This window comes from Xanthomonas sp. 3793, assembly GCF_024806835.1.
GTDB lineage: Bacteria > Pseudomonadota > Gammaproteobacteria > Xanthomonadales > Xanthomonadaceae > Xanthomonas > Xanthomonas arboricola_F.
The window spans coordinates 441,790-455,387 of sequence record NZ_JANTYU010000004.1 but is presented as its reverse complement, the minus strand read 5'-3'; the positions used below and the strand labels follow the sequence as shown (position 1 = coordinate 455,387).

Below are 13,598 nucleotides of genomic sequence, written 5' to 3'. Positions count from 1 at the left end.
GCGGTTGTCGCGATGCGGGTGAGTGACGCAGCGCAGCCGTGCTGCACAGCGATGCTTGGCCGTGCTGCGGGTAACGACGGAAGGTGCACGATGCTGCGACGACCACATACGGTGTTGATCCTCCTCCTTGGCGTGCCGCTGCTGCAGCCAGGCGTTGCAGCCGCGGCGAGTTACCGGCTGTATCTGGCGCCCGATGGCGATGATGCGGCGGCGGGCACCGCGCCTTCGACGGCATTGCGCAGTCTCGACGCCGCGCAGCAACGCCTGGTCGAACGACGGCCAGCAGGGGACGTGGAGGTGGTGATCGCCCCGGGCACCTATCTTCAACAGTCGGTGCAATGGACCTTTGCCAACGGCGCGCCGATCCGCTTCATCGCCGCTGCTGGCGCTGCCAGCCCGCCGCTCTTCGATGGACGCGGCGGTGCGACCTGGTTCGCCTTGAAAAGTGGTCGAAATGCGCCGACGCGCCTGACATTCGAGGGGTTGAAGGTCAGCAACTACTGGATGGCGCTGGATCTGGGCAGCAGCAAGGCCGCCGAGGACGGCAATGGCGGCAACACGATCCGCAACATGCAGTTCGAGCGGATCGGTGGGCGCTATGGTCGTAGCACCGAGGCCGCGTACTCGTTTGCGGCGATCCGGCTGCAGCAGTCGCGCGATAACCGCATCGAACACAATCGCTTTGTGTCGATCGAAAACGACACCGACACCTCGGGCTTCATCCATGCTCTGTATCTGGCGCGGCACTCGTCCGGTAACCGGATCGAAGGCAATACGTTTGTGGATGTCAACGGCGATGCAGTGCGTACGCGCGATGCGTCCGATCGGACCTATGTCGGCGGCAACCACTTCCTCAGGGCCGGCAAGTACGCCGCGTTTTCGGACTGGTTCAAGGCCGATGGAGAGTGCCCCTCGCAGGGGGGCGAGTTCGTTGGCAATACCGTCGGCATCGGGTATTACCGTGCCATCGACGCGACCAGGACCACCGGCGCAGACGATGCGTGTGGCGCGCTGAAACAGCCGCGCATTGCAGAGCGTGGCACGCTGAAACCCGATTGACGGCGCCGTGGTGGCAGGGCGGGCGTGCGCGTTCTTACACTCGGTGTCCGCGCGGCGGGGTGGTCTTGCCGGGCCTGGCGACCGATCAGTGAGCTGCGCTGGACGAGGCGTTGGACGGGTCGAAAATGTCTGGCTATGCAGCCGATGCCGACGGCAGCAACAAGGTCACGCACAGGCCGCCTTGCTCGCGGTTATGCAGCGAAATACGCCCGCCATGCGCTTCGGCGATCTCGCGGGTGAGCGCAAGCCCCAGCCCGGTTCCATTGCGTTTGGTCGAATAGAACGGCATCAATGCATTGTGCAGCACCGCTTCGTTCATGCCATTGCCACGGTCGAGCACTTCGATCCGCAGCCACTGCGGTAAGCGTGTCACGCGCACTGCAACCTCGCTATTGGGCGGTTGCGCTTCGCTGCAGGCCTCGTGTGCATTCTTGAGCAGATTGAGCATGGCCTGTTCGACCTGCGCTGCATCGATGCGGCTGCTGACACTGCTGATCTCGCCCTGCAACTGGAACGGGATCTGTTGTCGCAGCCGTTCGAGAAACGGCGCCCATTCGATGGTCTGCAATTGCGGCTGCGGCAGCTTGGCAAAGCGCGCGTAGCCGCGAATGAAGCCTTCCAGATGACGCGCGCGCTCTTCGATGGTTTCGAAGACCGTGCCCAGACGGTCGGTGCGCTCGCGGCGCAGCAGCTCGGCGCCGGAATGCGCCAGCGAGGCGATCGGTGCGAGCGAGTTGTTCAATTCATGGCTGATCACGCGGATGACCTTTTTCCAGGTCTGCACTTCCTGCCGTCGCAACTCGGTGGTCAGGGTGCGGATCAGCAGCAACTCGTGGCCGCGGCCATTGAGGTGGAAGCTGCGCCGCGACAGGTGATAGATCTGCTCGTCGTCCTCGTCATCACCGTCCTCGCGTACCGCGAACAGGCAGTCGCCGCCACGCGCCAGCGCATCGCGCAGTTCGCCTGGCATGCGTTCGAGCACGTCGTCCAGATGCTGGCCTTCGAGCTTGCGTCCGTCATGCAATAGCTTGCGCGCGGCGTTGTTGGAAAACCCGATGCGGCGCAGGCCATCGCCGCCAGCGACCACCAGCAGCATTGCCACGGGGGTGTTCTGCAGCATGGTGTCGAGCATCAACTCGCGTTGCACCAGGTCGCGTCGCTGCGCGCGCAGCACATCGCCCAGTTCGGAATGCGCCTGCACCAGTTGCGCCAGTTCGTCGCTGCCGCGCCAGTACACGCCGAAGTTGTATTCGCCATCGCGGTAGCTGCTGGTGGTGCCGGCCAGGGCGCGGAACAGCGAGCGCATCGGCGCGGTGGCGCGGATGAGGCTGAACCACATCGCGGCCAGCACAACGACGACCGAAATCGCAGCGACCTGCCAGCCGCGATCCAGCCAGTACGCCATGAACCACGGCAGGGCGGCGGCCAGTGCAAGCACCGGCAACAGCCTTAGAAACAGGGTGAACGTGAAGGAGCGATGCCACATGCGCGCAGTCATTCCGATCTGATGCCGTAACGGTCCATACGCCGGTACAGCGCCTGTCGGCTCAGTCCCAGTTCGGCAGCGGCCTGTGCGATCACGCCTTGCGCGCGCGCCAGGGCCTGTTCGATGCGTGCGCGATCCGGCTCGCCGGCGACTGCCGCCACCGGCCGCGCTGCGGTGGCGCGCGGCAGGTTCAAATCGCTCGCTTCGATCCGCGCGCCTTGCGCAAGCAGCGACGCACGTTGCAGCACGTTGCGCAGCTCGCGCACATTGCCCGGCCAGGCGTGTCGCTGCAGCGCATCGCGTGCTTGCGCAGACAACGGTTTGCCGCCTGCCAGGAAGTGCTCGGCCAGTGGCGCGATGTCGCCCGGGCGCTCGGCCAGGGCGGGCAGCGCGATTTCCACCGTGTTGAGACGGTAATACAGGTCCTCGCGGAAGCTGCCGTCGCGGATCATCGACGGCAGATCGGCATTGGTGGCGCTGATCACCCGCACCTTGGCGTGGCGCTCGCGGTTGGAGCCCAGCCGCTCATAGCGACCGGTTTCCAGCACGCGCAGCAATTTCATCTGGCCGGCCAGCGGCAGATTGCCGATTTCGTCCAGGAATAGCGTGCCGCCGTCGGCCGCTTCGAACTTGCCTTCGCGCGCCTTGTTGGCACCGGTGTAGGCGCCGGCTTCGGCACCGAACAATTCCGCCTCGATCAATTCGCCCGGCAGGGCGCCGCAGTTGAGCGCGATGAAGGGGCCGCGCTTGTTGACCGAATTGGCCTGGATGATCTCGGCGATCTTCTCCTTGCCGCTGCCGTTGGGGCCGGTGATCAGGACCGGCAACTCCGAACGTGCGACCTGACAGGCGAGCGCGATGGCGCGTTCGCTGGCGGGGTCGGCGAACACCGCGCCGCGCAGATCGTAGCGCTGTGTCAGTTGCTCGCGACCACGGTGCTCGCGTTCGCGGCGGCGCGCGAGCTCGCGGCGCGCTTCGGATAGCTCCAGCAGGTTGTTGACCGTGGTGAGCAGCTTGTTGTCGTCCCACGGTTTGGCGATGTAATCGGCGGCGCCCGCCTTGACCAGCCCGACCGCGCTACCCAGGTGAGTCCAGGCCGTGAGCAGGATCACCGGCAGGTCCGGGTGGCGCTGACGGATCTGGGCGAACAACGCTTCGCCTTCCTCGCCGGAGGTGGTGTCGGCGGTGAAATTCATGTCCTGGATCACCAGGTCGAACGCCTGCTCGTCCAGCAGCGCCAATCCGGCCTGCGGCGAATGCGCGTGCCGCGCCTCGATGTCGTGCAAGGAAAACAGCACCTCCAGCGCGGTGGCTACCGCGGTGTTGTCGTCGATGATCAGGATCTGCGGCATCGGGAACCTTGTTGGAGTGCGAGGGCGAACGGACGGAGGAGGCAGACAGATCGCATCATCGCAGCAGCAGGCAGGATTGTCGTGCCGGCATCCGGCAGGCCGGGCGCCTCATGCAGTGCGTGTGGCAATCGCCGGGGCCACTGTCGCAGCGCGTCGTGCAGGCCACAGCACCGCAAGCTGGCCGAGCAGCAGCACGGTCACCGCACCGGCTGGTAAGTAAAGCGGCGGCAGGGGCACCGCGTCGTAACGGAGCATCAGCCATTGGTTGAGCAGCATTGCCAACAGCATGCCCAAGGCGCTGCCGCTGCCGACGATCAGCAGGTTTTCCGCCTGGAAGTAACGCAGGATATCGCCACGGGTTGCACCGATGGCACGACGGATACCGATCTGTCGCGTCCGCTGCTGGACCCAGAAACTGGCCAGTCCTCCGATGCCCAGGGCGGTGACAAACAGCAATCCCGTGGTCGCGGCAAGCAACAGGCCGATCATCGTCGTATCGCGTTGGAAGTAGCGCGCGCGTATCTGCGCAAAACTGCGTTGCTTGTCTTCCGGGATCATCCGCAACGGACCTGACCTGGCCAGCACGCCGGCCACCTGCACCAGTACGCGATCGCGGTCTTCCGGCGCGCTGCGTACCAGATAGTGCGTCTGATTGCCGGTAGGCAACTGCGGCGACAAGGCCACCAGATGATCGAGCTCGGGCTTGCGCAGCCTTGGCCGCAGCAGATCCTCCACCACGCCGACGACGGTGCTCTGGCTATCCCATGCGTACAGCGTTTTGCCGACGGCCCCCTGATCTGGCCAGAGTTGTTGCGCCAGCGAGCGGGTGACGATGATCGTGCCCGGCGTGGCGCTGGAATACTCGTCCGGACGAAAATCGCGGCCGGCGATCAGGCGCGCGCCCATGGCCCGCACGAAACCGGGCGAGCCGCTGTAGTAGCTGGCGTCGACGCAGCCGGCCGCGCCGCTGGATCGCAGGGCGATTGCGCGCTCCAGTGCGCGTTTGTCGGCACAGATGCCGCTGTCGTCCGCGCCGCCCGACAACGGCAGCGTCGCTCCGATTGCGGTGGCCGCCGTGACCCCGGGAATGCCGCGCAGCGCGATCAGGTCGGCCTGCCATTGCGCTGGCGCATCGGCCTTGGCGTGCAGGCCGCGAACGCTGACCAGCGCCACTTCGTCTTCGGGCAAGCCGGTCGCCGTGCGCAGCCTTTCGATGCGGTCGTCGATCAGGAACACCGCATTGGTGACGAATGCGCAGGTCAGCGCCACCTGCAGGGCCAGCAGCCCGGCGGTAAGGCGGTGGTGTCCCAGGCTGGAAAGAATCGGGCGCAATGGCAGACGCATCTCAGAGGTCCTTGACCTGCAGGGCCGGGTTGATACGGCTGGCCCGCCAGGCCGGCAGCAGTCCTGCAAGCAGGGCGGCGACGATGGCAAGCGCCACGGTGGTCAGCAGCATTGGCGCATCCAGGTGGGCCAAGCCGGCATAGTCGTCGGGGCGCTGGCGCACGCTCCAGAGCCCCGCCTCGGCGATCGCGGTTCCCATCAGGCCACCCACGACGCCGATCAGTACCGCTTCAGTGCCAAACTGCAACATCACGTGGCCGCGGCGTGCGCCAAGAGCACGTCGCACGCCAATCTCGCCACTGCGGCGCAGGAATTTGGCCAGCAACAAGGCGATCACGTTGATCAGGCAGATCCACAGGAACCCCAAGGCCAGCAGTGTCTGCAGACGCAGATCGTCGGGCACCATCTGCAGGTGTTGCAGCCAGTCCATCAACGAATACAGTCGGGCGGTCTGCGGTGGCCGCTGAAAGCGCCCGCTGGCATGTTGGGTTGCGGCGTAGTCGTAGAGAAAACGCTGGTATGCGGCCACTTGTTGCGGGGTATCCAATTGCACCCAGAACTGCAGCCAGCTGGTAGAGGGGCTCTGCAGATGTTTGACGTCATTGTCGCTGTGCGGGTCCCAGCTGCTGATGCTGGTGCCTGCGTCCAGCTTCAGCTCCATCGCCGTTGAGAGCGGCAGGAAGAAATCGTCCTGGTCGCCAAAGGCGCCTTTGCGGCTTGGATCGGCATAGAACAGCGGTTGCGGATTCCATTTGCCGATGACGCCGATCACGCGAAAGCCAATGCGCTGCTCGCCGACGGCGACGGTCTGGCCAATCGGATCGCGCAAACCGAACAAGGTGTTTGCAAGTGTCTGGCTCAACACGATCACGCGCGTGTGGTCCTGGTCGTCCTGCCTGCTCCAGCTGCCCCCACGTTGCAGCGGGATGCCAAACAGCGCAAAGAACCCTGCAGTGGCATAGCGGCCGTTGAGGTCGAGCGGAGTGTTGGCAGCCTGTACCGGCCAGATCAGCGACTGCCCGCTCGCCATTGCGGCTTGATGGACAGCCGGACCGGCGTGCAGCAAGGCCATCGCATCTGGCCAGGTCAGATTGTCCGACGGGTCGGCCCATTCCCGCGAGCGTGGAAGATCCCTTGGCAGCGGATCCAGGTGCGGGGTGTAAAGCGTCTGACTCCTGCCTGGTAGCGGGTCGCGCGACATGACATGCAGGACCGTCAGCATGGTCATGCTTGCACCGATTCCCAGCCCGATTGCCAGCACCATCAGGCCGCTGGCAACCGGAGTGCGCAACAGGCTGCGCCAGGCCAGTTGCAGGCAGTAGCGCAACATCACCGAAGGCCTTTGCGGGTGGCGATCAGCATCTGTGTCACCTCACGCGCTGCGCGTGGCCACTGCCGGCGGCACCAACGCCGCGCGACGTGCGGGCCAGAACACCGCGATCTGGCCCAGTACCCACAGCGTGAGCGCGCCGATCGGCAGATACAGCACCGGCAGGCGTGGCAATTCGTAGCGGGCCATCAGCCAGATATTGATTGAGTAAGCCAGCAGCATGCCGAGCACGATACCGACCGAGGCCAGCAGAAAGTTCTCGATCTGGAAGTAGCGCAGGATCTGGCCACGCGTGGCGCCCAGTGCGCGGCGAATGCCGATCTGCTTGGTACGCTGCTGCACCCAGAAGCTGGCCAAGCCCACGATGCCCAGTGCGGTGACGATCAGCAGTGCGATACAGACCGCGCCAAGTAGCCACACCATTGCGCGATCATTCTCGAAATATTCCGTGCGGATTTCGCTATACGTCTGCTGTTTCAGGACCAGCCGGCTATTGTCTAATTTCATCAGCGCAGCGACGGCAGATTGCAGCACCTCTGCCCGACGCGTTGGATCGGTGACACGAATAATGTACTGGCCTGCGGTGTAGTCGATGCGCAGTGGTAGCAACATCGAGTAATTGCTTTGATCAACACCGCCGGCGCTATCGTTGGTGGGGCGTGCCAGTGTCTGCACGATGCCGATGATGTGGAGTGCGGTATCGCCTGCATAGACTGTCTTTCCCAATGCATTTTGCGAGGGGAACAGCTTGTCAGCCATGCGCCGAGTGATGATCACTGAAAGGCCTTTCTGGTCGATGGACCTGTCGTTATTGGCCTGTGCCATGTCGATGAATTCACTTGCGGTGAAGTCACGCCCTGCGACCAGTTGCAGGCCAAGTGTGCCGAGGGTGCCTTCACCGGCCATGTATTGCGCAGCGCTAAGTGTCTGGCGCTCTTGTTCACGCGTCAGGGAGATGCTGCTGTTCCATGAGTAATGCACAAAGGGAATCTGATTGATGACGATCGCGCTGCGGACACCTGGCAGGCTGCGCAGTGCAGCCAGGTCTTCGCGTGTGCGCGCTTCTGCATTGACCTGGGTGCCGATGCCGCCCAATTGGACGCTGACCAGTTCCGATTCGGCGATGCCGCTGGGTTGCTGCAGCGTCTCGATGCGGTTGCCGATCAAGAACATGGCATTGCAGATGATGGCGCAGGCGAGTGCGATCTCGAGCACGATCAATGCTGACGCGGTCTTGTGACGGCGCAGGGTGGAAATGATGGGGCGGATGTCCATGGGCGGTACCTTCGGATAAGAGGCCGTGCCCGCCGCAGGGCGGCGGGCTTGGTGGTCAGGACGCTTTGAGCTGCAGCGCAGGCGCAACCTGGATGGCACGCCAGGAGGGCAGCAAGCCGGCCAGCAAGCTGGCAACGAGCGCCAATGCGAAGGTGAGCAACAACATCTTCGGATCCAGATGCGCAAGCTTGGCGTAGTCGACAGGTTGTTGGCGCACGACCCACAGCCCCAACCATGCCAGCCCAAGCCCTGCAATGCCGCCTGCAAGTCCGATGGTTCCGGCTTCGACCAGGCATTGCGCAAAGATGGCACCGCGTGAGGCACCCAGGGCGCGACGCACACCGATCTCTCCACTGCGGCGCAGGAACTTGGCAAGTAGCAAACCTACGGTATTGAGCAGACACACCAGCAGGAAGCCCATCGCCAGCCATAGCTGCAGGCGGACGTCGCTAGGGACCACTTCCTTGTAGTCCAGCCACTCCATCACGTTGCGTAGGCGGGTATTGTTCGGACGTTCAAAACGCCCTGCAGCGCGCTGCTGATCGGAGTAGTTATCCAGGTAGGCTTTGTAGTCGCCAGCCTGCGCGGGGCTGTCGAGCTCCAACCAATACTGCATCCATGTGCAGGGTGCGTTGAGCGCTGTCTGGTCGCTGTCGTTCTTGCCATAGCAATTGATACTGCCGTAATGATCCATCTTCAGATCCATTGCGACGGAGAACGGCAGATACACTTGCTCGCTCGAGCCGTAGGTGTTGCTGACATCATAGAAACGTGGATTGACTTTCCAGTCATTGAGAACGCCAACGATACGAAATGTGTTCTTGTCCATGCGCAGGTCACGGCCGACACTGTTGCTGCCGTCGAACAGTTTGTCGTTGAGCTCCTTGGTGATCACCGCAACGCGTTCGTGCCCCGTGTCGCTACCTGCCGACCAGCCTTGGCCATACAGGAAAGGCGTTTCGAACATCGGGAAGAAATCTGCCGATGTAAAGCGCACTTCCGATTTGAAGGCAGTCATACCATTCTTGTCGGGCTCGATCGCCACTCTTCCACCAGTCATCAGCGCTTGCCGTTTTGCACGCTTTTCGCGCAGCAGCGTTTCGGCATCGAAGCGAGTGACCTGGTCGCCAGGCTCTTCTCCCGGCTGGTAGCCTGCCTTGGGGTATGGGTCCACCAAGGCGCTGAACAACCGATCGCTCTTCTGCGGAATCGGATCGCCCGATAGCACATAGAACACCGTCAAGGTGGTCATGCTGGCGCCGATGCCCAGCGCGATCGCAAGCACCATCAGCGCGGTCAGCACCTTGTTGCGGCGGAAGCTGCGTAACGCAAGATTGAAGTAGTAGCCGAACATGGGATGTGCCTCTTACTCGGCCAGGGTAGGTGCGCTGTCGCGCGAGCGCATCAGCGCGGGGTTGCGTTCCAGATCGGTGGCCTGACCGTCGACGATATGGACGTTGCGTTGCGCGCGTGCGGCCAGTTCCGGGTCGTGGGTGACCATCACGATGGTGGTGCCCTGGCTGTTGATCTCTTCCAGCAGTTCCATCACCCCGCGTGCCATTTGCGAGTCGAGGTTGCCGGTGGGTTCGTCAGCCAGCAGCAAACGTGGACTGCCAGCCAGTGCACGCGCAATGGCGGCGCGCTGCTGTTGACCACCGGACAACTCGGTGGGGTAGTGCTTCAGGCGCGAGCCCAGGCCGACCTTGGTCAGGGCCTCTTCGATGCGCTGCTTGCGCTCGGCCGCCGCCATGCCACGATAACGCAGCGGCACATCGACGTTGTCGAACAGGTTGAGATCGGGAATCAGGTTGAAGCCCTGGAAGATGAAACCGATCTTGCGGTTGCGCAGCCGCGAACGTGCGTCGTCGGACAGATGGCTGACGTCTTCGCCGTCGAGCAGGTACTGCCCGCTGGTGAAGGTTTCCAGCAGCCCGGCCAGGTTGAGGAAGGTGGTCTTGCCCGAGCCGGAGGGGCCGGTGACGGCGACGAATTCGCCTTCGCGCACATGCAGGTCCAGCGAACGCAGTGCGTGCGTTTCCACCTGTTCGGTGCGGAAGACCTTGGAGACCGATTGCATCTTGAGCATTGCCGAGTCCTTTGCGAGAGAGGTGTGCGAAAGAGATTGAGCGTGACGGCTGGGACGTGGCGCGTAGTCGCCGGGGTGTGGAGGCTGCAGGGTTATCGTTTCTAGTGAACGGTGACGCGCGGTGCATCCCCGAAGTTGTCTGCGCCGGACACCACCACGCGGTCGCCGACCTGCAGGCCGGACAGCACCTGCACCTCGCCCAGGCTGCTGACACCCATGCGCACCGGTCGGCGCACCGCGGTGTTGCCGTCCATGACGTAGGCGTAGCTGCCGCCGGATTGTTCGACGAACGGGCCACGTTCGACCTTGAGCACGTTGCGGCGGGTATCCATCACCACCCGCGCGCTCATGCGCTGGCTCTGGCGCAGGCCCGGCGGCTGCTTGTCGGCAAAGCGGATGCGCGCGGTGACCTCGCCGTTGACCACTTCCGGCGACACCGCCGAGATGGCGCCGGGGAACGGCTCGCCGCTGCCGCTGGTGAGCTGGGCCGGCATGCCGATGGCGAGGTCGCGCGCGAAGCTTTCCGGTACCTTGATCTCGACTTCGAACTTGGACAGGTCCACCACGCCCAGGATCGGCGCGTTTGCCGCGACCTGGGTGTGCTGCACCGCCTGCACCTGGCCGACCTGGCCGTCGAACGGCGCCAGCAGGGTGAGCGCATCGACCTGGCGCTGCACTTCGGCCACCACCGCGCGCTGGCGGTCGGCCAGCAGGCGCTTGTTGCGCGAATCCAGGTCCGCACCCTGGCTCTTCAACGATGCGTCGCGCTCGGCATGCTGCAGATCGATGTCGGTCTTCTTCAGGGTGTCCTGCGCCTTGGCCAGTTCCACCTGCGGCACGGCGCCGCCATCAAAGCCGCGCTGGTAGCGCTCCAGGTCGCGTGCGGCGGCCTGCTTGTCGATCTTGGCTTGGTCGGTGAGCTTGCTGGCGGTTGCGCGGGCGAGCGTGGCATCCAGGCCGGCGCGGCTGGACTCGGCTTCCAGCCCGGCCAGCGTGGCCTGCTCCTGCGCCAGTTTGCTGCGCAGCTCCGGGCTGTCGATGCGCGCCAGCTCCTGGCCCTGCTTGACCACGTCGCCGGCCACCACGCTCAGCGTCACCGTACCGGCCGAGATGGCGTACAGCACCGGGCTGTTGGCGGCGATGACGCGGCCGTCGGCGGCGATGTCGCGCACCAGGTCGCCCTGGCTGACCGTGGCGATGCGTACCCGGCTGGCATCGAAGGAGCGGCTGCCGGCGCTCCAGGCAGTGATCGCCCAACCGATGCCGGCCAATACCGCCACGCTGGCGACGCCGGGCCACAGCCAGCGACGCCACGGCGCGTTGCCGGCGGGTGTACGAAGAACCTGGTCCTGGGCAGAGGTGTCACGAATCATGGTCGGCGTGCTCGGTGGCGTCATGCTGACAAAGCACGCCGCGTGCCAGATTCCAAGTGGCTGATATCAAAGGTATTCTTGCCAATGCGGCGAGTGTCCGCAGTGTCCGCGGACACCCGCGCGGACACGCTGTCCGGGCACGGTCATGCAGTGGACAAGAGCGGACACGCTAAAATGCCGGTCTTCTTTCCAAATGAGCTGTCCCTATGTGCGGCATTGTCGGAGCGATCGCCGGGCGCGATGTGGTCCCGGTCCTGATCGAAGGACTCAAGCGTCTGGAATATCGAGGCTATGACTCTTCCGGCATTGCGGTGCTCGACGGCGACCGGGTCCGCCGCGTGCGCCGCACCGGGCGCGTGGCCGAGATGGCGCAGGCGGCGCAGGCCGAACAGTTCGGCGCGACGCTGGGCATCGGCCACACCCGCTGGGCCACCCACGGCGGCGTCACCGAGGCCAACGCGCACCCGCATATCAGTGCGGGCGTGGCGCTGGTGCACAACGGCATCATCGAAAACCACGAACAGCAGCGCGAGAAGCTGCGCGCGCTCGGCTACACCTTCGAGTCGCAGACCGACACCGAAGTCATCGCGCACCTGATCCATCACCATCTGGCCGACGCCGGCGATCTGCTCAGTGCGCTGCAGCGCACGGTCAAGGAGCTGACCGGTGCCTACGCGCTGGCGGTGATGAGTCAGGCCGAGCCGGAACGCTTCGTCTGCGCACGCATGGGCTGCCCGTTGCTGATCGGCGTGGGCGAGGGCGAAAACTTCGTCGCCTCCGACGTGTCGGCCATCGTGCAGGCGACCCGCCAGGTGATCTTCCTGGAAGAGGGCGATACTGCCGAGCTGCGTCGCGATGGCGTGCGCATCTTCGATGCCCACGACGCCCCGGTCGAGCGCCCGCTGCATCTGTCCGATGTCTCGCTGGCATCGCTGGAGCTTGGGCCGTTTCGCCATTTCATGCAGAAGGAAATCCACGAGCAGCCGCGTGCACTGGCCGACACCATCGAAGCGGCGATCGATGCGAAGGGTTTCCCGGCATCGCTGTTCGGTGCCAACGCAGAAGCGGTGCTGCGCGACATCGAAGGCGTGCAGATCCTGGCCTGCGGCACCAGCTATTACGCCGGCCTGACCGCGCGCTACTGGATCGAGGCGATCGCCGGGCTGCCGTGCAGCGTGGAGATCGCCAGCGAATACCGTTACCGCGCCGCGTATGCCAACCCGAAACATCTGATCGTCACCATCTCCCAGTCCGGCGAAACCCTGGACACGATGGAGGCGCTGAAATACGCCAAATCGCTTGGCCACCTGCATACGCTGTCGATCTGCAACGTGCCCGAAAGCGCGATCCCGCGCGCCAGCGAACTGGTCTGCTACACGCGCGCCGGTGCCGAGATCGGCGTGGCCTCGACCAAGGCGTTCACCACCCAGTTGGCGGTGTTGTTCCAACTCACCATGGTGCTGGGCAAGTTGCAGGGGCGCATCGGCGAGGCCGAAGAGGCCGACTATCTGGAGCAGCTGCGCTTCCTGCCCGGCAGCGTGCAGCACGCGCTGAATCTGGAGCCGCAGATCATGGCCTGGGCCGAGCGGTTTTCGCCGAAGGAAAACGCGCTGTTCCTCGGTCGCGGCCTGCATTACCCGATCGCGCTGGAAGGTGCGCTCAAGCTCAAGGAAATCTCGTATATCCACGCCGAAGCGTATCCGGCCGGCGAGTTGAAGCACGGCCCGCTGGCACTGGTGGATGCAACGATGCCGGTGGTCGTGATCGCACCGAACGACCGGCTGCTGGAGAAGGTCAAATCCAATATGCAGGAAGTGCGCGCCCGCGGCGGCGAGCTGTTCGTGTTCGCCGACCAGGACAGCCATTTCAGCGAATCCGAGGGCGTGCACGTGATCCGCACCCCGCGTCATGCCGGCGTGCTGTCGCCGGTGATCCACACCATCCCGGTGCAGTTGCTGGCATATCACACCGCATTGGCGCGCGGCACCGATGTGGACAAGCCGCGCAACCTGGCCAAGTCGGTGACGGTGGAGTAAGCGCGGCCCACACACCCGCTGCGCCGTCGAGCGGTCGCGAACGGTGCCGGAATGCGCATGCACCACGCCTTGTACGCCGGCGGCCGTGTCCCGTGCGCACCCGCCCTGGAGCCGCTCGCCCACGTGATGTTGGCGGCTTCGTAGACCGGCGGTGGATGCTGGCGCGACACCGGACTCCTGCGCTTGCCGCGATCCTGGCGAGGCGGGCGATGCCTGTGGGCTTCAGGACGGTCGGGTGTGGAGACCCGTGCGACACT

The 13,598-nt window shown here is 64.5% G+C and carries 10 protein-coding genes; 2 read left to right on the top strand and 8 right to left on the bottom strand.

Annotated features, from left to right (window positions below):
• Window positions 1-111 precede the first annotated feature (111 nt).
• Window positions 112-1,059, top strand: coding sequence for a right-handed parallel beta-helix repeat-containing protein (locus FHY18_RS15430; RefSeq protein ID WP_259156631.1), 948 nt, complete (start codon window positions 112-114; stop codon window positions 1,057-1,059).
• 133 nt (window positions 1,060-1,192) lie between these two features.
• On the opposite strand, the gene FHY18_RS15425 is transcribed toward FHY18_RS15430, so the two are convergent.
• The 8 genes from FHY18_RS15425 to FHY18_RS15390 form a co-directional block, all read right to left on the bottom strand.
• Window positions 1,193-2,545: a HAMP domain-containing sensor histidine kinase gene (locus tag FHY18_RS15425; protein ID WP_259156628.1), complete on the bottom strand. Its 1,353-nt coding sequence runs from the start codon at window positions 2,543-2,545 to the stop codon at window positions 1,193-1,195.
• An 8-nt stretch (window positions 2,546-2,553) separates the two neighbouring features.
• Window positions 2,554-3,897: a sigma-54 dependent transcriptional regulator gene (locus FHY18_RS15420; protein ID WP_259156626.1), complete on the bottom strand. Its 1,344-nt coding sequence runs from the start codon at window positions 3,895-3,897 to the stop codon at window positions 2,554-2,556.
• A 108-nt stretch (window positions 3,898-4,005) separates the two neighbouring features.
• Window positions 4,006-5,241 carry an FtsX-like permease family protein gene (locus FHY18_RS15415; RefSeq protein ID WP_259156624.1) on the bottom strand — a complete coding sequence of 412 codons (1,236 nt, stop codon included), beginning with the start codon at window positions 5,239-5,241 and terminating at the stop codon, window positions 4,006-4,008.
• A 1-nt stretch (window position 5,242) separates the two neighbouring features.
• Window positions 5,243-6,571, bottom strand: a complete 1,329-nt coding sequence (locus FHY18_RS15410; RefSeq protein ID WP_259156622.1) for an ABC transporter permease — start codon at window positions 6,569-6,571, stop codon at window positions 5,243-5,245.
• A gap of 42 nt (window positions 6,572-6,613) precedes the next feature.
• Entirely contained in the window at window positions 6,614-7,846 is a 1,233-nt protein-coding gene (locus tag FHY18_RS15405) for an FtsX-like permease family protein (protein WP_259156619.1), read from the bottom strand.
• A gap of 55 nt (window positions 7,847-7,901) precedes the next feature.
• Window positions 7,902-9,200, bottom strand: a complete 1,299-nt coding sequence (locus FHY18_RS15400) for an ABC transporter permease (protein WP_259156617.1) — start codon at window positions 9,198-9,200, stop codon at window positions 7,902-7,904.
• A 12-nt stretch (window positions 9,201-9,212) separates the two neighbouring features.
• Window positions 9,213-9,932, bottom strand: a complete 720-nt coding sequence (locus FHY18_RS15395) for an ABC transporter ATP-binding protein (RefSeq protein WP_046963361.1) — start codon at window positions 9,930-9,932, stop codon at window positions 9,213-9,215.
• A 101-nt stretch (window positions 9,933-10,033) separates the two neighbouring features.
• Entirely contained in the window at window positions 10,034-11,305 is a 1,272-nt protein-coding gene (locus FHY18_RS15390) for an efflux RND transporter periplasmic adaptor subunit (protein ID WP_259156614.1), read from the bottom strand.
• Between the two features lie 206 nt (window positions 11,306-11,511).
• Between FHY18_RS15390 and glmS the strand changes: the two genes are divergently transcribed.
• Entirely contained in the window at window positions 11,512-13,341 is a 1,830-nt protein-coding gene (gene glmS, locus FHY18_RS15385; protein ID WP_259156613.1) for a glutamine--fructose-6-phosphate transaminase (isomerizing), read from the top strand.
• Window positions 13,342-13,598 lie beyond the last annotated feature (257 nt).